Annotated in this window: 13 protein-coding genes, 1 tRNA gene and 3 pseudogenes; 7 read left to right on the top strand and 10 right to left on the bottom strand. The window is 58.7% G+C overall.

Features of this window, described 5'->3' with window-relative positions:
* Positions 1-83 precede the first annotated feature (83 nt).
* Entirely contained in the window at positions 84-845 is a 762-nt protein-coding gene (locus tag RN629_RS10015) for an 8-oxoguanine DNA glycosylase (RefSeq protein WP_407035097.1), read from the bottom strand.
* A gap of 42 nt (positions 846-887) precedes the next feature.
* On the opposite strand from RN629_RS10015, the gene RN629_RS10010 reads away from it, so the two are divergent.
* Both RN629_RS10010 and RN629_RS10005 read left to right on the top strand, forming a co-directional pair.
* Entirely contained in the window at positions 888-1,190 is a 303-nt protein-coding gene (locus RN629_RS10010; protein WP_407035096.1) for a hypothetical protein, read from the top strand.
* A 432-nt stretch (positions 1,191-1,622) separates the two neighbouring features.
* Positions 1,623-2,159: a hypothetical protein gene (locus tag RN629_RS10005; RefSeq protein ID WP_407035095.1), complete on the top strand. Its 537-nt coding sequence runs from the start codon at positions 1,623-1,625 to the stop codon at positions 2,157-2,159.
* A gap of 51 nt (positions 2,160-2,210) precedes the next feature.
* Here RN629_RS10005 and RN629_RS10000 read toward each other — a convergent pair whose 3' ends face one another.
* From RN629_RS10000 to RN629_RS09980, 5 genes and pseudogenes are all read right to left on the bottom strand, one after another.
* On the bottom strand, positions 2,211-3,077 hold the full coding sequence (locus tag RN629_RS10000; protein WP_407035094.1) for a reverse transcriptase family protein: 867 nt from the start codon (positions 3,075-3,077) through the stop codon (positions 2,211-2,213).
* Between the two features lie 61 nt (positions 3,078-3,138).
* Positions 3,139-3,465 (bottom strand): helix-turn-helix domain-containing protein, encoded by a 327-nt coding sequence (locus RN629_RS09995; RefSeq protein ID WP_387431960.1) that lies wholly within the window; start codon positions 3,463-3,465, stop codon positions 3,139-3,141.
* Positions 3,466-4,034: 569 nt separating this feature from the next.
* Positions 4,035-4,786 (bottom strand): IS5 family transposase gene (locus RN629_RS09990; RefSeq protein WP_407035093.1). Its coding sequence is split into 2 segments (ribosomal slippage): positions 4,035-4,456 and positions 4,456-4,786, totalling 753 coding nucleotides; the frame shifts between segments, so codons are not numbered across the junction.
* A gap of 64 nt (positions 4,787-4,850) precedes the next feature.
* Positions 4,851-5,882, bottom strand: a complete 1,032-nt coding sequence (locus RN629_RS09985; RefSeq protein ID WP_407035092.1) for a TIR domain-containing protein — start codon at positions 5,880-5,882, stop codon at positions 4,851-4,853.
* Between the two features lie 415 nt (positions 5,883-6,297).
* A pseudogene (locus RN629_RS09980) lies at positions 6,298-7,012 on the bottom strand (MmyB family transcriptional regulator).
* Positions 7,013-7,761: 749 nt separating this feature from the next.
* Between RN629_RS09980 and RN629_RS09975 the strand changes: the two are divergent.
* Complete coding sequence (locus RN629_RS09975) at positions 7,762-11,793, top strand: RHS repeat domain-containing protein (RefSeq protein ID WP_407035091.1); 4,032 nt, start codon at positions 7,762-7,764, stop codon at positions 11,791-11,793.
* Between the two features lie 425 nt (positions 11,794-12,218).
* Positions 12,219-12,767, top strand: a pseudogene (locus RN629_RS09970) (IS6 family transposase); the annotation flags it as partial.
* A 42-nt stretch (positions 12,768-12,809) separates the two neighbouring features.
* Here RN629_RS09970 and RN629_RS09965 read toward each other — a convergent pair.
* Positions 12,810-14,009: an IS256 family transposase gene (locus tag RN629_RS09965; RefSeq protein WP_407035114.1), complete on the bottom strand. Its 1,200-nt coding sequence runs from the start codon at positions 14,007-14,009 to the stop codon at positions 12,810-12,812.
* Positions 14,010-14,076: 67 nt separating this feature from the next.
* Between RN629_RS09965 and RN629_RS18350 the strand changes: the two are divergent.
* The 3 genes and pseudogenes from RN629_RS18350 to RN629_RS09955 form a co-directional block, all read left to right on the top strand.
* Positions 14,077-14,241 (top strand): annotated as a pseudogene (locus tag RN629_RS18350) (IS6 family transposase); the annotation flags it as partial.
* Between the two features lie 26 nt (positions 14,242-14,267).
* Complete coding sequence (locus RN629_RS09960) at positions 14,268-14,717, top strand: imm11 family protein (protein WP_407035113.1); 450 nt, start codon at positions 14,268-14,270, stop codon at positions 14,715-14,717.
* A gap of 125 nt (positions 14,718-14,842) precedes the next feature.
* Positions 14,843-16,537, top strand: coding sequence for a DUF1963 domain-containing protein (locus RN629_RS09955; protein WP_407035089.1), 1,695 nt, complete (start codon positions 14,843-14,845; stop codon positions 16,535-16,537).
* 233 nt (positions 16,538-16,770) lie between these two features.
* Here the strand turns inward: RN629_RS09955 and RN629_RS09950 are convergent, their stop codons facing one another.
* The 3 genes from RN629_RS09950 to recJ form a co-directional block, all read right to left on the bottom strand.
* On the bottom strand, positions 16,771-18,588 hold the full coding sequence (locus RN629_RS09950) for a DUF6538 domain-containing protein (RefSeq protein WP_407035112.1): 1,818 nt from the start codon (positions 18,586-18,588) through the stop codon (positions 16,771-16,773).
* 95 nt (positions 18,589-18,683) lie between these two features.
* Positions 18,684-18,758, bottom strand: a tRNA-Glu gene (locus RN629_RS09945).
* Between the two features lie 105 nt (positions 18,759-18,863).
* Complete coding sequence (gene recJ / locus RN629_RS09940; RefSeq protein WP_407035111.1) at positions 18,864-20,618, bottom strand: single-stranded-DNA-specific exonuclease RecJ; 1,755 nt, start codon at positions 20,616-20,618, stop codon at positions 18,864-18,866.
* Positions 20,619-20,656: the final 38 nt, after the last annotated feature.

The following is a 20,656-nucleotide window of genomic DNA, read 5'->3' as shown; positions in this document are numbered from 1 at the left end:
CCGCCCCAGGTGCCAGATCCGCCACCGCTTCCGCCCATACATCCCCCTTGTAATAAGAGCGTCGGAACTGACGGAAGCAATGACTAACTGTCAAGAGGATGTTGTGCCCAAGTCCTTGCTGGCATCGACCTCATCTCAGACCACATCACGGCGTCGAGCACAGAGGGACGAACCTCGATCGCGTTCGAAAATGCAATGAAGCGCTGTTCAAGCGGTTCGTAATCACGCGGCAGACGAATATCAGATGGGAAGACCCCCATGCTCGTGCACGCTCGAAGGATATGGATATCGATGATGGCCACTTCATCGGACCCTAGCACATTGCGCACAATCCACGACGCTGTCTTTGGTCCGATACCTTCGATCGCCAGAAGCGCTTGGCGCATCACATGCGGGTCGCGACCGGTCAGCGAGACCTTCCGCAGGCTGTCGCGCATGGACATTAGTCGTCGCGCGCGTTGATTGGGGAAGCGATACCGCACGTCCCGACTGTTAACCCGCAGAGGCGCTTTCAGCAGCGCCAGTATCTCCGCTTCCTCGACGACAATATCCAGATCGAACACGCTCGCCGCCTGAAGCCTGTCGAATGCGGCAGCGTTGACCTCATATTTAATGCCGTAGCCGCCCAACAGACAGAAACCCGTCTCCTCTACGAGCGTCGCCTGCTTCGTCACGTAATCCGGATTGGAGTCCTCCCAGCGGCAACGCACCGCCCAGTATGCGGGTGTGTTCGGAACCTCCGCCGTGCCCCAGGCGACACCAGGAACTACCTCGACCTCAGGGTCTGGAATCCTGACGGCACCATTGCCTTCGCCTGCCCATAATTCTTGCACATCGATCTCCAACCCTATTGGAAACTATGCATGTTTGTGCATAGAATGCAAGCTATGGTGATCTCCCTTCAGCAGGTTCAACTCGATGCCTTGATCGCACAGGCGCAGGTGAACGATCGGGAGCTAGGCCAGATTCTTGGCGTAAACCAGTCGACTGCGTGGCGACTTAGAAATGGTCACATCAATAAGATTGAACCTTATTTGCTACGTCTTCGAGCGCATCTCGGTGCGTTAGAGAGCCAACAGGGTGGGGACGACGCGAGCTTGATTGCCGATCTTGTTGCGCTATCGACCCGCGTACCCGCGCTAAGAGATGCTTTGCTGGCGCTGCAAAGAATTATGCGAGAAACTGCATAAGCAAGATTGCCATCCTCGGGCGAGGCTGTTGCATGCCGCTCCCGCGCGGGTACAAGGCTAGAAAGCGCTACACGAGCGGGATCAACGTCTCACGCTTCAGGTCCCAAGACGCAGCCACTGACGCCAGTCCCATCCTAGCGCCTCGACTCGGCCTCCAGCCTGCGACCGGTGGCTTCGCAAAGTCCGCGCAGACCATCGTCATCGACATGAATGCCGTCCAAGACGAGTTCGTCGGGTTGGCGCCACCGGGCTGCTAAACCTTTGCCTGCTTGTCGGCAATCGACCAACTTAAGACATTCAGCTTGGTTGATGTGGATGTCGGCTGTTGATGTGACCCGCCATTGAGCTCGCGCAAAGCTGACCGGTTTGCTTGGTGAGCGTTGTCTTGCCCGGTGACGTTGAGAGGGCGGCCACGCGCTGATACATTGCCGTATGAACGGATTTATCAATGCGATTATTGCAGCAGCCCCGACCTGGCCGCAGTTTATCGAACTGGTCAAGATAACATCACCCACCATCGTGGCGGCGGCCGTCCTTTACTTCAGCATCCAGCAGAATCGGTGGATGCGCCAGCACGCGAGCAAGCAGCTCCGCATGGAGCGGCAGGCGCAACAGATCAAAATGCTCGAGGACCGCCAGAAAATCATCCGCACGGTCGGAGGCGTTCTCGCCCGCTATAATCATGACGGCAGCGGACTGGATGACCGGAACGACCAGCTCTTTCATGTCCTGGTCGATGGACGCACTGTTTTCGGCGACCAGATCGGCGACCTGCTTCAGGCCACCTGGCTGAAGCAGGTTGAGCATCACAACCTGAGGCTACCGCTCGTCCGGTCGATCGGAATGCCCCAAGACGACACGCTCGTTCAACGCCGCGCTGATGCCGAGGAAGGGCGCAAGGCGCTCTTCGCCGACATCCAGATGCTCTACGAAAGGATGATTGCGGCAGCGCGTTACGACGCCGGGTGAACCGGGGCGCGCGATGCCGGCCGGGCCCCATGCTGTGTCACGCGCCGATCGCTAAGCCGCTTGCTCGATCCCGGCTACCGGAAGAACCTGCGCGGCAACCGTTCGCTTGAGCGCGCGCCACTGTCCGTGGTGAAACTCGGCGCGCGGGCGGCAACGGGCATCGATCTGCGAGGCCTCATAGAGACGGGATACCAGTTTCGGGTACAGAGCCAGTTTCTCAGCCACATCGGTGCAGACTGAAATCTCGCGTGTCGCCTGACGGATCTTCTGCCAGCGTGCGAACGGCAGCCCTATACCATGTGGTCCGACGACAACCCCGGTGACAATCTTGGCCCCGTCCTCTCCAAACGAGCGATCCTTGTGCGCCCGTAGCCCGGCACGGAAGATCATGGAGCGCGCCTCGTGCAGGACCGCACGTGTCGCGCCTGCGCCCGACATGGTGATGTCGTCGACATAGCAGGTCATATTCAGGCCATGACCGTCCGCCAGCGCGGCAAGATCGTCGAAGAGACTCTTGAACGTGTAGTACGATATGATCGGACTGATCGAGCTGCCGGTGGCCAGCACGCCGCGGTAGCAGATCAGGTTCGCGATCAGCCCGGCAACGTCCGGAGCGCAGCACAGCACATCCCGGAAGAAGTGCATCACCTTGTGCTGCGGCACCGACTGGTAGAATTTCGCGATGTCGATCTTGATCAGGCTTCCGACACAGACGTGCGCGCGCGCATTCGACAGATAGGATCTGCCCTTGACCGCGGAATGCAGATATTCCGGAACCTCCACGCGCGCGAGGTATCGGTGAAGCTGCCGGTGAAGGCTTTGCAGCGCTGCGCCCGGCTCCTGGATCTCACGTCCGGTGGCCTTGTGCTTGTAGACCTTGTAGCCGCCATGCCGGGCGAGCTGATCAAGCTTGTTCAAGTCCCACCCCAGACGGTTTGCCAGAGCATGCGGCGACCGGAGCCCGTAAAGGTGGCACCGATCAATCGGAATGCGCTGCTTCGCTTTCTTTGCTGCGCTCACTGTCTTCCCCTTCAGCAACCCATTCCAGCATCTTCAGCACCTTGTCGGCAACAAAGATACGGGCCTTGTCGAATGTCGTCCCGGGTCCCTGTTCCGCGAACAGCATGAGGGACGACAATGGAACCTCAAACCGTTCCGCATATTTTCTGAGGACATCGAGGCTCGGTTCTTTCCGGTTGCGCTCGATCTCGTTGAGATAGGATCGCGATATATTGATCTGGTCCGCCAGATCAGCCTGCGACAGCCGATGATATTGTCTTATTGTCTTCAAAGCTCTGTCGTACATGATGTTTCCTCCACAACCTCCGCCGGGAGAATTAAGGGGGGATTACGTCAACATGTCCCAGACCTTCGCGCCCACACGCACTGCCTTCAGAATGAAATCCAAGGCGGCCGCAGCGGCTTTCCAGGTCGTCGGCTTCAGAAGGGCATCCCGGATTGGATGACCCCGTCGGCTAGTCTTCGCACGCTTCTTCCCGACATTCGGTGAGGGAATAATTCCCATAGGTAGTTCTCCTGCACACTCGCCCCGGAATTGGGACCAGCTCCACAAGCAGGATCACAACGAGAGAAGAAGCATCCCCCCGAAACCCTTCGCGTCCCGTCCACAGGGACGCGCCTTATCGGTGCCGCGGGCGGTCCCCGTGCGGGGGGGCCTCAAGCTCCTGACAAGTGTGAGGACTGACCGAGATCTGCCCCGCAGGTGATTTCTCACCCAGAGTTTAGTGGGCTGTTGCCTTTGTCCCGAATGTCTGTGGCTTACCTGCCTGATTCGTCGTCAGACGTCAACAGATATTCGCTGACAGCGAATATCGTTCCGTCAATGCCTACATCGAGGCTAGGGTCTGTGGGGATTCATCGTGAGTTGATGAGCGCGGCGGCGAGGTAGATCATGGCCTCAAAGCTGCGGTCGGTCTTGCAGGCACGCGTGGCGATCCGCTTGAACTCCTTGAGCCTGCAGAAGAAGTTTTCGATGAGGTGGCGCCATGTGTAGATGGCGGCGTCGATCTTGCGTGCGCCGATGCGCCGTGGGTGCTGCGAGATAATGACCGCCGCCCCGCGCTCGTCGAGGTCGGCGATGATGGCGTTGCTGTCGAATGCTTTGTTCGCGATCAGGCCATCGAAGGCGATCCCGTCGATCAACGGCGGGACACCGACGGTGTCAAAGCGGTGTCCCGGCATCAGGTGGAAGCGCACAAGATTGCCCAGTGCATCGGTCAGCGCGAGGATCTTGGTCGTCATGCCGCCTTTGGAGCGACCTATGGCCTGGCTCTGAGTCCCCCTTTTGCGCCCTGACCGTGGCGGTGGACCTTTATGATCGTCGCGTCGACCATGGCATATTCGAGGTCCGGCTCGTCCGACAGCGCGTCGAATATCCGTTTGAAGACATCGGCTTCGCGCCAGTCGCGAAAGCGCCGGAAGGCCGTACTCCAGTTGCCGAAACGCTCCGGCAAATCACGCCACGGGCTGCCCGTACGCGCGATCCACAACACCGCCTCCACAAACAGCCGATTGTCCTTGCCGCTCCGGCCAGGGTCAGTCCGCTTGCCCAGACAATGCGGTTCGATCCTCCCCCACTGGCCGTCCGTCAGTATGTCTCGATCCATCGGAAGCCTGAATCACAGCCATCACACTTTTTGAATCCCCACAGGCCCTAGGCCAAGGCATAGATCAGATCGGAAGATGGTGCTTCCAGAAATCAATGTCATCCGGCTCGCAGGGCATGCTGTCGTCCCATTGTTCGGTCAGCTCACGGCCGTCCTCGCTGCCGAGGAACGCGGTGATATTATCAAGCGCCTTTGCCAACGGACGCAGCTTTTTTGAATCCCAACGAACCGGGTAACCATCGTCAGCGCGCAGGAGATTGCGGTGGACGGCGGCCGTAAACTCGGCGTCGGCGCCCTGCCAGTCGATTGTGCCCTCCTTGTCATAGTGCGCCATCAGAAGATGGCGGAAAACGACATTGGGCGTGTCGTCCGGGCGCGCAAACTTCACCTCGTCGAGCAGATTGTCGAACTGTTCCTGTAGGCCGTCCTCACCGGCGTGCGCAGCCTTGATAGCCTTTATCTCTTTCCTGTCCTTGGCCTTCTCGAGCGCCGCCACGAGATCCTTCTGACGGTCAAGCTGGGTTTCAAGGTCGGACACCTCTTCCTCGAGCTCGGCGACCCGTTCAGTAACTACCTGATACGCTGCCGCATCGATCTTGCGCGCGGGGACAAGCGAGCGGAGCACCTTTTTGAGATCGGTTTTCCACGCGGTCCTCTTGTCATCCCATGCGTGCTCGCCGCGCGGCTCAAGCGTGGTCAATGGCACGATCATTCTCCGCAGATCAATCAGGCCCTCTTTCTTGGTAATGTCCCATGCCTGCCTGAGGCCCAGGGTCTTGGTCACACTATCGAACGCCACAGGCGGCACGACGATGGGCAGCGTGCGGTGTTCGCGCGACCAAGCGGCACCGAGTTCCATCATCCAGAAGGCGCTCTCGAGATACGCCGGGGTCAGGAGAAGCAGGACTAGCTTCGGCGCCTCGATCTGCTCGCGGATATAGGTGTTGAAATCGGTCCCGAACGGAATGCCATTATCCGCAAGGCTAGAGCAGAATATCTCGGCAACCGGGACACCGATTGCTTGCTTGAGGAAGTCTGCCAGCAGCTCTGCCAGCTTCTTGTCCGCCACCGCGTGACTGATGAAGATAGATGCCATGCCTTGACTGTTGGCGCGCCGGCAATTCGGTGTCCACCCTCGACCGAATTAACAACGCAGAACAATCTCATGGGGGGATGTTCCCCCGCCGGCGAGCCGACAGTCTCCGCTGGCGCAGCGAACCGATTGGGGCGGCAGTAATCGTGATGGTGTCCATGGTGAGTTCCTTTGTGTTGAAGGAACCTCACGATCTCATGGCGACTCCGCCTCGCCCAACGGCCCGCTATTGCGGCGCGCGCTTGCCACAAGTACCCATCCCGCGGAGCGGGTTCGTCCTTGTCCCAATTATCGTCATTCCGAGGGCGCGACGAGCGATTGCTGAACCGATGAATGGATGTCCAGAGTTGGAAAGCGCAATAACGATGCTGAACGTCCACAAGTGGGTCGTTGCCGCCTCCGGGTTGGGCTCTCCGGATCAATCGTCATGCGCGTCCAGTAGCATGCGCAGCTTTTCAGCATCTTTGGGCGTGGCGGGATTGTAGATGATCATCCCCAGCTCCGGCCGGCCTTCCACAGCGAATGACGAATAATCCATCGTGAGCAGTCGCGCATTGGGGTGACGGATTCGCTTCACCCCTTCGCCATGAGTGACCACGTTGTTGTCCTGCCACAGTGCATCGAACTCAAGGCTGTCGTACCGGACCGGCTCGTTGCGCGACTTGCGGCCCGGGATGCAGGGCTGGATGCCTTGGGCTTGAAGAGCGTCCCTGAACCAGTCGGCGTCGTAGCCGCGGTCGCCGAGCAGCCACTGCGCCTTCGGCATGTCATCGAGCGGCGCTGCCGCGCCGGTGTAATCGCTGACTTGGCCCGCGGTCATGAAGAAGCTCAAGGGGGCACCCGTTTGCATCGGCGACGGCATGGAGCTTGGTGTTCATGCCGCCTTTGGTGCGACCAATCAGGCGGCCGAGATCCCCTTTTTAACCCGCAGGCTCGATGCCGTGCGGTGCGCCTTCAGGTAGGTCGCGTCGATCATGACCGTCTGCGGCTCGCCAGCGCAGCCCATTGCGGTTGACGAACACGATGCCGCTCAACACCCGCCGGTCATCGACCCGGGGCTTGCCGTGGCTTTTCGGAAAGAACGGCCGCAGCCGCTCCATCTGCTCATCCGTCAGCCAAAGCAGGTCGCTCATCCCAGTCTCCTTGGGGAGCCTGAATCAGATCGCGATGCTCACATCAATGGGTCCTGACCCTAAGACTGCCAACCCCAGCCTCCTCTACCTTCCACCGTACAGCACCGACACCAACCCGATCGAACAGGCCTTCTCGAAGCTAAAGACTCATCTGTGCAAAGCCGGTGAGCGTACCATTCATGGCCCCTGGAACGGTATAGGCCACATGCCCGACCTTTACTCACCAGCCGAGTGTGCCAACTACTGTACTAACGTCGGTTATGACGCAGATCGACCGGAAACCGATCTAATATATGAGACCTCCATTGATTTAAATATTAACGACCTATGATTTTCAGCTAAAAAATCCACTATGCTACTGAAATCGGGCAGTTTCATAAACTATTGCCATCTGCACTGCGCGAAGGAAATTATGCAACAGGTTGCAAGCTTTAAAATACGCGTTACCGTACGAGTTTAATGGTGGGGCATGCTATTATCATAAACTGCAGAGTATGGGATCGGACATATGAGAATGGCTATTTTGCTAATCTTTTTAGTATTTGGCACTGTGTCGAACGCTGCAGAGACAACAACATACGCATGTGATGCAAAAGGCCGATTGATGAAAGTGGTGAAATCAGGTGGTCCTAACAGTGGCAGCAGCACTGCTTATATCAATGACAAATCAGATAATCGCGTTCGCGTAACTATCAGAGGATTATCTCGGTAAATGATTATTACTGCATTATAGCGATTGGGGGGGTGTAATGAATAAGTTGTTACGACCTGTGTTTAAATTTTCTTTTTTGCTCGCAAGCGTGTCGGGCATAAGTTTGGCCAGCCAGTCTGCCCAAGCCCAGATTTATAGCATTTATCCCCCACCTCCCGTTGGGTCGGAAGTCGATGAGCATGGCGTCGATTTACTATCGGGCAGAGTATTCATAAAAGATACTCAGGTTTCTATAGGAAATGAAGAAAACGGCATATCGAGAATATATTATGGCAATGGCCTGTGGGATAACTTCACAGGAGGCATAAATGCCGACGGATCTGCCAGGATCGTCAGCATAGGCCTGACGTCTGAGCGATTTACGTTGTCAAACGGATCATGGGTCAGCGATCAAAAAACCGGTTCAAAGCTAGAGCAATCTACGGGCATGTATACTTATACGATGTCCAATGGCACCATTGCTCGATTTTCTACAGCAAGAGCAGGAAATATACCTACAAAAGCCGATGTAGCACGACTTTACCAGATAACTTATCCAACCGGTGAAATAATTAATATAACTTTCAAAACCCTGAATATTAGCGAGTCATCTGGTGACAGTCCTCCATTGCGAGGTGAGCGCGTTCAATCGATTTCTAGCAATAAGGGATACCAGTTAAAATATCTGTACGCAGGAAGCACGACTACAGATAAATGGTTTACACTCACCAAGATAATTGCCCTAAACAATAATGTAGAATCGTGCACCGCTTCATCAGACACCTGTTCACCAAACAACTCATGGCCGACGGTAAATTTCAGTTCTGCCGATGCTAACAATTACGGCAACTTTCAAGAGACCGACAATCTCGGCCGGGTAACAAGTCGATCAAGATACAGCATATCATACCCAGGTGGATTAAACATTACGTATGGGGCCTCTGATGGTCGTGTGACATCGTGGTCCAATGGCAGCCAGACTTGGACTTACCAATATTCTGCAAATGGTGATACGCAAACAACGACTGTAAAAGATCCTTCTGGCAATTCAAAAGTATACACATTTAGCATATCTCTTTCATCTCTTAAATCAGTTAAAGATCAGCTCGGCAATACAACTTCTAATGAGTTAGAACCAGGAAGTGGTCGCATACTTTCCATCATTAAACCTGAAGGAGACAAGGTAACTTTTGGATATGATGGCCGCGGAAACATGATATCTCAAACTCTGACATCAAAAAATGGATCTTCCTCGATTTCTTCAGTTTCGTCATTTTCGTCGAGCTGCGCGAATGCTGTATCATGTAACAAACCCAATTCAAAAACTGATGCCCGTGGGGGTGTTACAGACTATACGTATGATAGCGTCCATGGCGGAATTTTAACGGAAACGCTACCAGCCGATGCGGCTGGAGTTAGGCCGCAAACGCGCTATGCCTACACGCAGTTGGGAAGCAATGGTTCGCCAGCGTCGAGCGGAATATGGATGCTTACTGGCATTTCAACCTGCCTATCTGGCTCTTCCTGTGCGGGAACAAGTGCGGAAGCCAAGAAAAGCATCTCATATGGTCCGGGACTTTTGCCCGTATCGATCACCGTCTCGAGTGGGGACGGGGCAATTAGCGGCACAACTGCTATGTCATACGACAATTGGGGCAATATCATCAGTATTGATGGCCCATTGCCGGGATCGGCGGATACGACGAACTATACTTATGACGCGATACGTCGGATAACGAGCGTCGTGTCCCCGGACCCCGATGGCAGCGGTCCGCGAATGCGGCGCGCGAAAGTGACGCATTATCTACTCAACGGCCTTGCGGACTCGGTGAGTGTGGGGACAACGGACGCGAATGGCGGGTCGTTCAACTCGCTGCAGCAACTGGTCAGTACTTTCGACGGTAATATGCGTAAGGTCCAGGACACGCTGTCGGCGTCGGGTACGACCTATTCAGTGACGCAGTATGGCTATGACGCCGTCGGTCGGCTGCAATGCACGGCCGTGCGCATGGATCCGAGCCAGTGGGGTAACCAGAGCGATGCCTGCACGCCGCAGACGAATGGCGGCAATGGCCCGGACCGTGTGACCAAGCAGGTGTACGATGCCGCCGGGCAAGTGACCGGTGTCTATTCGGCGCTCGGTACCGGCGCGCAGGCCTTTGAGCAGACGAGCTATACACCCAACGGCAAGGTCGCCAGCGTGACCGACGGCAATGGCAACGTGACGACCGCGGGATATGACGGGTTCGACCGGCAGACGACCACGACCTATCCGGGCGGCAGCTATGAGCAGCTGACCTATGACGCCAATGGCAATGTGGTGACGCGCCGCCTGCGCGATGGCCAGGTCATCAACTATGGTTATGATGCGCTCAACCGGATGACGTCGAAGGACCGGCCCAACAACAGCTACTCGGAATATGACCAGAGCTATGGCTATGATCTTGTCGGTCACCTGACGAGCGCGTCAGACACCAGCGGTCGAACCCTGAAATATGATTATGACGCGCTGGGCAATCGCCGCGCTCAGTATGACAATGTCTATACCTTCGGCAACGCGACCTTCCAGTATGACGCGGCAGGACGTCGTACGAAGATGACATGGGGCGACGGGAACGCCGTGACCTATGACTATCTCACGACCGGTGAGATGAACACGATCCGCGACGGGGCGGGCAACGCGCTTGTAACGTTTGGCTATGACGATCTGGGGCGGCGTACGAGCCTGACCCGGGCAAACGGCACGGTGACCTCTTATGCCTATGACCCGGCATCGCGTCTGTCGCAATTGACGCAGGATTTGGCGGGAAGCGCCAATGACCTGACGGTGACGTTCGGCTATAATTCGGCAGGTCAGATCACGAGCCGGAATGCGTCGAACGATGGCTATGCCTGGACGGCTGGCGTGAACGCCGACCGCAGCTACAGCGTCAACGGACTGAACCAGTATACCCAGGCTGGCTCCGTGTCGCTCGGCTATGATGGGCGCGGCAATCTGACGAACTCGGGCAGCGATACCTACAGCTACACGGTCGATAACCAGATGGCGGTCGGCAAGGGAATCGGCATGGCCTATGATCCGCTTGGCCGCCTGTTCAATGCCGCGGTCGATCCGGGCACCAACACCTCATTCACCTATGACGGGCCGGACCTGATCGCGGAGACCAACCAGAATAACGGAGCACTGCTGCGCCGCTATGTCTATGGCCCGGGCAGTGACGAGCCGCTGATCTGGTATGAAGGCGCAGGGCTTGGTGACCGGCGCTGGCTACATGGCGATGAGCGCGGCTCGGTCATCGCAGTGACTAACGATGCGGGCAACGCCATCGCGATCAACCGTTATGACGAATATGGCATCCCGCAGTCCGGCAATATCGGGCGCTTCCAATATACCGGGCAGAAGTGGCTGCCAGCGCTCGGCCTCTACGACTATAAGGCTCGCACCTATTCGCCCACCCTCGGCCGCTTCATGCAAACCGATCCCATAGGCTACGGCGACGGCATGAACTGGTATAACTACGTCAAGGGCGATCCTATCAACGCAACAGATCCAAGTGGACTACGGACCCGATGGGTATGCGTCACTTCTTTCGGGGTTATGCGATGCGGTTGGGTAGATGATGGGAGTGACCACAAAGATTTTTCGGGGGCAGACTGGAATTACAGTCAAAATTACGGTCAAAACTCGGAACGGAGTGGCAGCGGCAATGCAAATCAAAGTCCCACCAGCATACTATGCAACACTGGATCAGATTGTAGCTTAAAATGGCCTTGGCCAACAGATAAATGCGCTTCCTCCATGCTTGATTCATGCAGACTAGAACGGTTTTTGAAAGAGCAACAAGGCAAGAAAGGGTTTTGCGATAATTCGATTAACGGCAGGAAAGTGACTGAAGCTGCCGTTCAAGGCGCTTATGGTGGTTCAATGATGAAACTCGCAATGCGAGCTACAGCCGGTGCCGCCGCTGGAACACTTATTGAACCCGGCGGTGGAACAATTGGCGGAATGTTACTAAGTTTACTTAAAGATTCCGCATTGGGAGCCGCCTTTGGTGCTGGCAAGTCATCTATTTCTCAGGCGTGTTTCTGATGAAGTACGCCAAGATCGGTGCTGCATTCCTAGTATCCGCGTTCTTAGCAATCGCTGTATCTATATTCGCTAGCAAAATAGGCCTTCTTTCGGAAAGTTCTAGTAACATTCTAGCCGGAGCATTAGGTGTGGGTATTTTTACGCTGTTTGGGTACTTTATTAATAATGATGATTAAAGTATTATTCTAATTCTAATGCAAGATCTAACTAATATTGCTAAAAAATGTGACTTATATATAATATTTAAATCTGATAGCGGCGAGTTAGAATTGACGGCTCGCGGTGATAGCGGCCTGCTAAGGTTAGGACGTAGCGGAGGCACTGGTCTCCGCTACGTCTAAGATCTTCATGCAGTTGGGCAGCGATCTTAATGGCTCCGTCGGCTGCCTCATGCCAACGTGGCAGGCGACCGATATTGATGGCGGATGAGCTGGAGATCGAGGGCGTTGCCACCTAGCTCGTTTCGCCGTTTCAATTTCTTGTCAGAGGTGATCTGACTAGTCGTACTAATGTACGTGCGCTTCCCGCTGTCACTGCGGAATGTGGAAGACCTGTTGTTCGAGCGTGGCATCGACATCTGCCATGAGACGGTGCGGCTGTGGTGGAACAGGTTCGGTCCGATATTTGCCGGTGACATCCGCCGTGCACGCGTGAGCCGCATGCGAAGCTTTCGGCATTGGCGATGGCATCTCGACGAGATGTACGTGAAACTGAACGGCGAGATGGTCTACCTGTGGCGGGCGGTTGATCACGAAGGCGAGGTGCTGGAGAGCTACGTCACAAGAACACGCGACAAGGTCGCGGCGCTAGCCTTCAAGAAGAAAGCGCTCAAGCGGTACGGTTCACCTGAGGCAATCACGACCGACGGACTGCGCAGCTACGGCGCGGCCATGGACGAATTGGGTTGCCGTGATCGTCAGGAGATCGGCTGGTGGGTCAGCAACCGGGTGGAGAGCAGCCACCTGCCGTGCCGATGGGGACTGTCAGAAATTTTGTGCGGGAGGCCGCTAACGTCATCAGATGACGAACCGCTCGCCGAAGATGACGGCGAACTGGGTTTTTGCCTCCGACCACTCACGGGGTGGACGCTTCCACTCCTGAGCGGCGGTGTTGAGCACGAGGTATAGCAGCTTCATCGCGGCATCGTCACCGGGGAAGTGGCCGCGGGTCCGCACGGCTCTTCGCAGTTTCGAGTTCAGCGCCTCGATGGCGTTGGTAGTATAGATGATCCGGCGGATGCCCTCGGGGAAGGCGAAGAACGGGATCACCTGGTCCCAATGGCGCCGCCAGCTCTGCGCGATCACCGGATGCCGTTTGCCCCAGGGACCGGCCTCGAAGGCGTCGAGCGCCACCAGGCCGGCCTCGGCCGTCTCGGCGCGGTAGACGCTGCGGAGCGCCTGCGCGATCGGCTTGCGGTCCTTCCAGGACGCAAAGCTCATCGAGTTGCGCAACAAGTGGACGATGCAGGTCTGGACGATCGTCTCCGGGAAGGCCGCGTTGATCGCCTCTGGGAACCCCTTCAGGCCGTCAACGATGGCGATCAGGATATCGGCGACACCGCGATTTTTGAGCTCGTTCATCACCCGCAGCCAGAATTTGGCGCCCTCGGTCTGCTCGATCCGGATGCCGAGGATGTCCTTGGTTCCGTCAGGTAAAATGCCGAGCGCGATGTATACCGCCTTGTTGCGGACGAAGCCCTCATCGCGGATCTTCACCCGGATCGCGTCGAAGAAGACGAGCGGGTAGCAGGTGTCGAGCGGGCGGCCCTGCCATTGCGCCACGGTCTCCAGCACCGCGTCGGTCACCGTCGAGATCAGGTCCGGCGACACCTCGATGCCGTACAACTCCTCCAGGTGACCGCGGATCTCGCGCACCGTCATGCCCCGCGCGTACATCGACACGATCTTGTCGTCGAAATCCGGAAACCGACGCTGGTATTTGGCGATGAGCTTGGGGTCGAACGTCCCCGCCCGGTCACGCGGAATGTCCAGCGTCACCCTCGATGTGCCCGTCAGCATCGTCTTGCAAGACGACCGGTTACGCCGGTTGCCGACACCATCGGCGCCCTCGTTTTCCAGATGATCGTCGAGCTCTGCCGACAGCATCCGCTCCGACAGAGCCTTCTTCAATTCGTCGAGCAGCCCGTCCTTGGCGAACAGCTCTTGAGGGTCACGGCCGGCCAGCAGCCGGTCCAGAACATCCTTGTCAATTGCCATATCGATGGTCCCTTCCATTCCATCCTATGGCCTCCCGCACAAAATTTCTGACAGTCCCTGCCGATGACGAGAGCGGGCAATGCTACGGCAAATGAAGGCGCTACAAAAGTTCGCCTCCGTGCATGCCAACGTCCACAACCACTTCAGCCTGGAACGTCACCTCATCGACCGACAGACCTACCGAGAACGACGCTCCGCCGCGCTGGCGGAGTGGCAGATCCTTGCAAGCTAGGCTGCTGCACTTAAAGACCGAACGGCATCGTATGGAGAGCGGTTCGCGTTAGACTGACAGCACCATTCGGGACATATGCGATATCAGAAAAGGTGATCGACATTATCGAAGGCATTGAGCCGGATGTGCACAACTACATCGCATACGAAATGCTTAACCCAGACGGCTCAGCACACCCTGCCAAGCGTTGGTTGCTAAACATCTGCGGGAGATCAGAGGTAATCGATGTCGAAAAATCGAACGTCGTGCAACTCGGTACCGGCATGTTCGCGGATGTAACCGCAGGAGGGCGGCGGCCGCTCATCGTAGTCAAAGCGGATTGTGCGGCACAACGGGCGATTTGGCATGAGTGGCGATACCACTCTAGCCACCGCTTCATAGTCAGCGACCGCTTCTGGAGTGCTTTGCAAGCCGGGAACATCAGAGGCTGGTCGCCCAAGTTTGGAACCTACCCAGATCATATCGAGGAAGCCTGATAGTGCTGAGGTCGGAAAACGGCCGATTCCCAACAGTTTCCGCTTGCACCCAGCCATGCCATTAAGGGGAGAGTTCGTTAATTCTCTGAGAGTAAAGCAATTCTTCTTCTGGCGGGGAGAATGCAGTGATCTGGTATGTTCTGTTTTTTGTTGCGGTGGCCTTTTTATGGATGCGCCATCGCCAGCGACGTTCCAAAGACATGATATCGACCGATACCGGCGCTGCTCTTCCACCCCCCGTTCGCAGACGCGATTTTCGTGAACTAGCGCGCGCAGAAGAGGTAAAATCGACCTTGCCCCAACCTGAATCGGTCCGTGTGTTGCAGGCGCGCACTTCGCGGCCGAGCAGCATATCAGAGAGCGTTTCTGTGGTATTACGCCGACAGGTGCCGCCGCGTGACGAACAGCCACGTTCATGGCTGGGCGGCCTGCCAATGCTTCCTGAAGGGGTGGAATGGCCCCTAGGCGTCAATCCGGAAAATCGCGGTGCCGGGGAAGTGCCGCTGCACTTCATCGCTCAAGTCTGTTGCGCTGATCTTCCCACAGAGCTGTGGGGAGGTTTGGGGCCGCGTGAAGGTTGGTTGCTTCTTTTCGTCAACGGAAACTCCAGTGACCATGACGACATGGGCACGTGGCGAGTTTTACACGTTCCCGAACTGGGCGAGGAACGTCAGCCGCCAGTTGGAATTGGTCCCATCCACGATGGAACCTACACCGGCAGCACTGAATGGACGCTACGTGAATCCATCTATCCACGCTGGCCGGTCGATGTGGTGTGCGTGCCTAACGAATTGAGGATCGAGGAAGGGCGGTCGCTTGCCGCGCCTAAGGATTTCGCATCGATCCTGTACGAGGGGCAGCCGGTTGCGCCGGAAAGTCGCAATCCCCTGAAGGTCGAACCTTTCACATGGCGATGCTTGGTCGAGGCTCTCGACAAAACGCTCGCTGACCTCCGGAAACCGCTGCCACCACAGGCCGACCGCTACACGCAGCAAATGCGCCAGAAGCTTAACGAACCGGGCGCGTTCGAGGACATCGTTCCAGCACTCGAACGGCACGAAGCAGAATTCTTGGAAAAGTATGGAGCGATGCTCAACGAACCTGAGCCGTCCGATCTCGATCCCAAGGAACGTGAACGGCGAGCCAACATGCGCGCAAATGCTGGCAGACGAGCCGCCAGAATCCGAGAGGTCGAAGCTCTCTTAGCCGCCAACCCGACGCCAGGTGCCCTGATAGAACGACTTGAACACGAGCAAGGTGAGGGCTGGCGCGCGCAGGCCGCTGACCACCTCGAAAGGTATCGCTCCACGATCGCGCACGACGCTCTCGACCAACCCATAACGACCGACGACATGGAAAAAACTAAGCAGGCGCTGGGCGATACCGATCGGGAAATCTGGGCGCTTGGCTGGGGACGCACCGAAGGTAAAGGACTTCCGGTGACGGTAGAGCGGCGTAAGCTGTCAGTTGTTGAGCGATTGAATCCTAACATTCCGACTGCCTCTGTAGCCGTCGCCACCCGCTATTATTTTGACCCAATCAAGCGCAATCTGATACCTACCGCAGTGGTCGCGGCGCTTGAGGCTGGCTGGCGACAACTATACGAAAATCGTCCGCATCGGATGGGTGGTTATCACGATGGCCTGCAATCCGATGCCCAACCCGGCCCGGCAGACAAATTGTTGCTGATGCAGTTCGCTACCGACTATCCTATGCACTGGCTGTGGGGAGATTGCGGAGCAGTCTATTGCTTCATTCGCCCCGGCGATCTGGAAGCGCGTGCCTGGGGCCGCGCAGAGTTTCACCTCGAATGTCACTAGGCCGCATGAGGAGCGTCTGAGAAACGCTGATTTTTGACACATCAGGGTCGATCAGGCGCGGAAAACCGGCCTTCCCTCTTCCGGCATTTGAAAACCCGTCTAACAATCTATGGCGCGAAAGCGGGTGAGTTCCATCATGTCTGATTCCGACGGTAGCCGCCGCTACTCGTCGTCCATTACGGCGGGATACATATCATAGCAGCGACGTGAAGTTTGGCTCGCCGCGCGGGTTCTCATGTCATTGTTCGGCCCTTTGCGATCACCGGTTGCCAATCGACAGAAGGGTATTGGATCTTCTCTACGGCGTCGCGGAGTACCGTCATTTCGGCGCCGCGCCCATACAGCGTGCTGACGGATCCATCTGCATGGCCGAAGAGCAAATCGACGATTTCTCTCAAAACCTTGCCGCGCACGGCGCGCTTCCCGGTGTGGCGAAACGAGTAGAACACCAGTTCCGGATCGGACAGGCCGATTGCATCGAGGAAATCGTTCAGCACGCGCGACAGGCGCTGTGTCCGACTGCCATAGGCATTGGCTTCGAGTTCGGGAAACAGCCACTCCGCGCCTTCTGCGCGGCGCGCGCTCACCATATCGAGGAAGCCCGCTTCGAGCAGCATCGAATGCAACGGGATGTCCCGCTTGGCGCTGGCGGTCTTCATCCGCTTGGCTGGCCCCTCTTGCTCCCGGCGGACGCGCAGCCGATCGGGTTCGATGGCAATGTATGGGATGCCATCGTCGGTCTTGATGTTCCCCGGCCGCAGCTTGCCCAGTTCGTCGAGGCGGCAACCTGTGAATGGCGCGAGCATCAGTATCCAGAATAGCGTTCGGGGCGCCACCCCGCTGCGCTCAGGCAGGGGCGCGGTGAAAATCCTGGTCATATCCTCCGGCTCGAAAGGGAGGCGGGCGTCCTCCGCTGACTTCTTGGGCATGGACTTCACGGTCTTGGCGACGTTGCCGTCGATGACCTCCAGTTCCTCAACGGCGTGTTCGAGGGTCACCCTTATGGCCGACAAGGCCTTGTTGACGGTCGCGGGCGATAGCGTGGGCAATCCCTCGGCTTCCGCAAGTGCGACCTGTTCCAGCAGGGGTAGGGCGGCAACTTCTTTCTTTGCGCGGCTTGGAAGTCCGGCACAGGTGCGGCGATAGGCCCGTACCATCGATGCCGTGATCTGATCGACGGGCGGGTCGTCATGAAGCTGGGCAAAGCGATTCACGGCGGTTCGCCACTCGTCGACGAGTTTGGCCTCGTGCGGCTCGAACTTAGCCCACGCTTCATAGACCTCGGTGATCGTCGGCACCGTCTTGGCTGGAGGTGTCGGCAGCTGTGGTTCGTTCGAAGGTGGGGAGAGCGCGGGGACGACCGTCCCGGAGCCCGCCACAAGGACCGAAGGTGATAGGATACGGCTTCGTGCGGGATCGATGCTGAGGGCGCAGGCGGCGCAGAGCCTGTCGAGGTAAGCGCGACCAATTGCCTCATAGAGTTCGGGCGCCAGCGGCCAGCCCAGGGTGTTTGCGGAGGCCACCGCCGCGATCAACCACTCGATCGGATCGAGGGTGGGGAGGGCGGCAACGCGCTGTAGCGTCTCCAGCCAAGGCAGGGGCATGAAGGCGGGCACCGCATTCAGCATGGCGGTTCGGCTTGCGTGATCGCGAAGATCATCAAGGCCCGGCGGCACGCCGAAGTCGTAGCGGGCACCGGGCGCATGGTCGGTCAGGCCGTTGGCAAATTCGAATGCCCCGAGCTCGAGCGCGGCGAGTTTCTGCGCCACGCCGCGGAGTTGCTCGTCCGACTCTCCGTCGAGAAAATCGTCGACCATCACATGTGCCAAGCGGAGTTGCCGGCTAGCCAAGGCGCGACGGGCGGCGGCGAGCTTCTGCTCGTAGATCACGGCATGCGGGTGGTAGCGCTGACGGGCTTCGTCAGGATCGCGGGTCTCGAGGGTGCGCTTATACTCGCTCGACGCGCCATCGAAGAACGGTCGCAGTGCGGCGGGGACGACCCGTCGGAAGTAGTAAATGCCGGTGCGAGGATCTTTGAAAGGGGTGGCCATACGGATCACTTTGTACGCATCCTTTGTACACAAGGATGGGTAAAGCGTCCATGAAGACCGCCTAAACCGCGCAAATCCGCCATTCTGGCGGGTGCTGGTGACCCCTACGGGAATCGAACCCGTGTTTCAGCCGTGAAAGGGCCGCGTCCTAACCGCTAGACGAAGGGGCCGCCGAAAGGGCGTTGGCGGCGTTTAGGGGAGGGGGGGAGACGCGTCAATCCCTTTTTTCCCCGTTGCGATGGCTTGCATGGCCATGGCTTCCGTCGATCCCTCCCTCAATCGGCCCAGGCGGCGTCCTCGACATGGAGTTCGGCCACATCGCGGCCGGACCAGTCGTCCACCTTGGCACGCCCGGCGAGCCAGAGCCGTCGCGACGATCCCGCGCCGAGCAGCGCCTGGCCCAGCGCGCTGTCCGCCTGCCGGAAAGCCATGGCCTTCAGGCTGCGGCCGTCCGCGCCCGCCACGACCGCGCGGACATGGTTGGTGCCGACCAGATCGGCGCGGACCACGCGGAACGGCCCGGCGGCGATGCGCGGCGCGGGCCAGCCCATGCCATAGGGGCCGCCCGCCTCCATCGCACCGACCAATGCGGGATTGACCCCGCCCGGGGCCAGCACCGCATCGACCAGCAGCGCGCGGCCCGCGCCGGCGCGCACGACCACGTCGGCCAGCCGTTGCTCCAGGAAATCGGCCAGTTCGCCGATCCGCTCCGCCGCCACGGTCAGCCCGGCCGCCATCGCATGGCCGCCCCCGGCGATCAGCAGCCCCTGTTCCTTGGCCGACAGGATCGCCGCGCCCAGATCGACGCCCGACACTGAACGGCCGGAGCCCTTGCCGATGCCGCTTTCATCGACCGCGATGACGATGGCGGGGCGGTCGAGCTTTTCCTTCAGCCGTCCGGCGACGATGCCGATGACGCCGGGGTGCCAGCCGGGGCCGGAGACGATCGTGACCTGGCGGCCGGTGTCGATCAGCGTCTCGGCGGTTGCCTGGACCCCTGCCTCGATCGCGCGGCGTTCCTCGTTGAAATGGTTGAGCTCCTCTGCGATGCCGCGCGCCTCGCCCGGGTCGTCGGTGGTCAGCAGGCGGACGCCCAGATCGGCGCGTCCCACCCGACCGCCCGCATTGATACGCGGCCCCAACGCAAAGCCCAGGTCGGAGCAGGTCGGCGCGCGGGTCAGCCGTGCCGCCTCGGTCAGCGCGGCCAGGCCGATATTGCGCCGCTGCGCCATGACCTTCAGCCCCTGCGCGACAAAGGCCCGGTTGAGCCCGCGCAGCGGGGCGACATCGGCGACGGTGCCCAGCGCGACCAGGTCGAGCAGGTCGAGCAGCCGTGGCTCGGTGCGATCGGCGAAGAATCCGCGCGCGCGCAAGGTGCGCAGCAACGCGGCGCCCAGCAGGAAGCACACCCCCACCGCCGCCAGATGGCCATAAGCCGCGCCCTCGGTCTCATCGAGCCGGTTGGGGTTCACCACCGCATAGGCCAGCGGCAATTGCGTCGCGCATTTATGGTGGTCGACGACCAGGATCTCGATCCCGGCGGCCTGCGCGGCGGCGAGCGGCTCGAACGCCTGCGCGCCGCAATCGACCGTGACGATCAGCTTCGCCCCCTCCGCCTGCAACCGCAGCAGCGCGCCCTCGGTCGGGCCATAGCCTTCGGTCATGCGGTCGGGGATATAGGCGCGGGGCGCCAGCCCCAGGTCGCGCAGCAGCCGGACCATCAGCGCGGAGGAGGTCGCGCCGTCCACGTCATAATCGCCGAAGATCGCCACCGGCTCGCGCGCGATCACCGCATCGGCCAGCCGGGTGGCGGCGCGGTCCATGTCACGGAAGATCGACGGGTCGGGCATGAAGCCGCGGATCGAAGGCGCGCGGTGCGCCTCGATCGCGTCGGGCGGGCAACCGCGCGCGAGCAGCAACTGCGCGACCAGATCGTCATGGCCCAGCCCGTCGCGCGCATCGGCGGCCAGCGCGCGCCAGCGCCAGGGTTGGCCGAGAATGGACTGGGCGATGCCGAGGACGTCGGTCATCGGCGCGGGCGAACGGGGAAGCGGAACGTCACGCGAAC

Origin of the sequence: Facivitalis istanbulensis, from assembly GCF_040560405.1 — a bacterium.
In the GTDB taxonomy this organism is placed as follows: Bacteria; Pseudomonadota; Alphaproteobacteria; order Sphingomonadales; family Sphingomonadaceae; genus Sphingomonas; species Sphingomonas istanbulensis.
Note: the sequence above shows the minus strand (reverse complement) of the source record. Positions and strands in the feature narration are given on the sequence as shown.

Bases quoted from the DNA above. Each gene is read 5' to 3' on its own strand.
- RN629_RS10010 (WP_407035096.1), top strand. From the start codon at position 888: ATGGTGATCTCCCTTCAGCAGGTTCAACTCGATGCCTTGATCGCACAG.
- RN629_RS10005 (WP_407035095.1), top strand. From the start codon at position 1,623: ATGAACGGATTTATCAATGCGATTATTGCAGCAGCCCCGACCTGGCCG.
- RN629_RS09995 (WP_387431960.1), bottom strand. From the start codon at position 3,465: ATGTACGACAGAGCTTTGAAGACAATAAGACAATATCATCGGCTGTCG.
- RN629_RS09985 (WP_407035092.1), bottom strand. From the start codon at position 5,882: ATGGCATCTATCTTCATCAGTCACGCGGTGGCGGACAAGAAGCTGGCA.
- RN629_RS09975 (WP_407035091.1), top strand. From the start codon at position 7,762: ATGAATAAGTTGTTACGACCTGTGTTTAAATTTTCTTTTTTGCTCGCA.
- RN629_RS09965 (WP_407035114.1), bottom strand. From the start codon at position 14,009: ATGGCAATTGACAAGGATGTTCTGGACCGGCTGCTGGCCGGCCGTGAC.
- RN629_RS09950 (WP_407035112.1), bottom strand. From the start codon at position 18,588: ATGGCCACCCCTTTCAAAGATCCTCGCACCGGCATTTACTACTTCCGA.
- recJ (WP_407035111.1), bottom strand. From the start codon at position 20,618: ATGACCGACGTCCTCGGCATCGCCCAGTCCATTCTCGGCCAACCCTGG.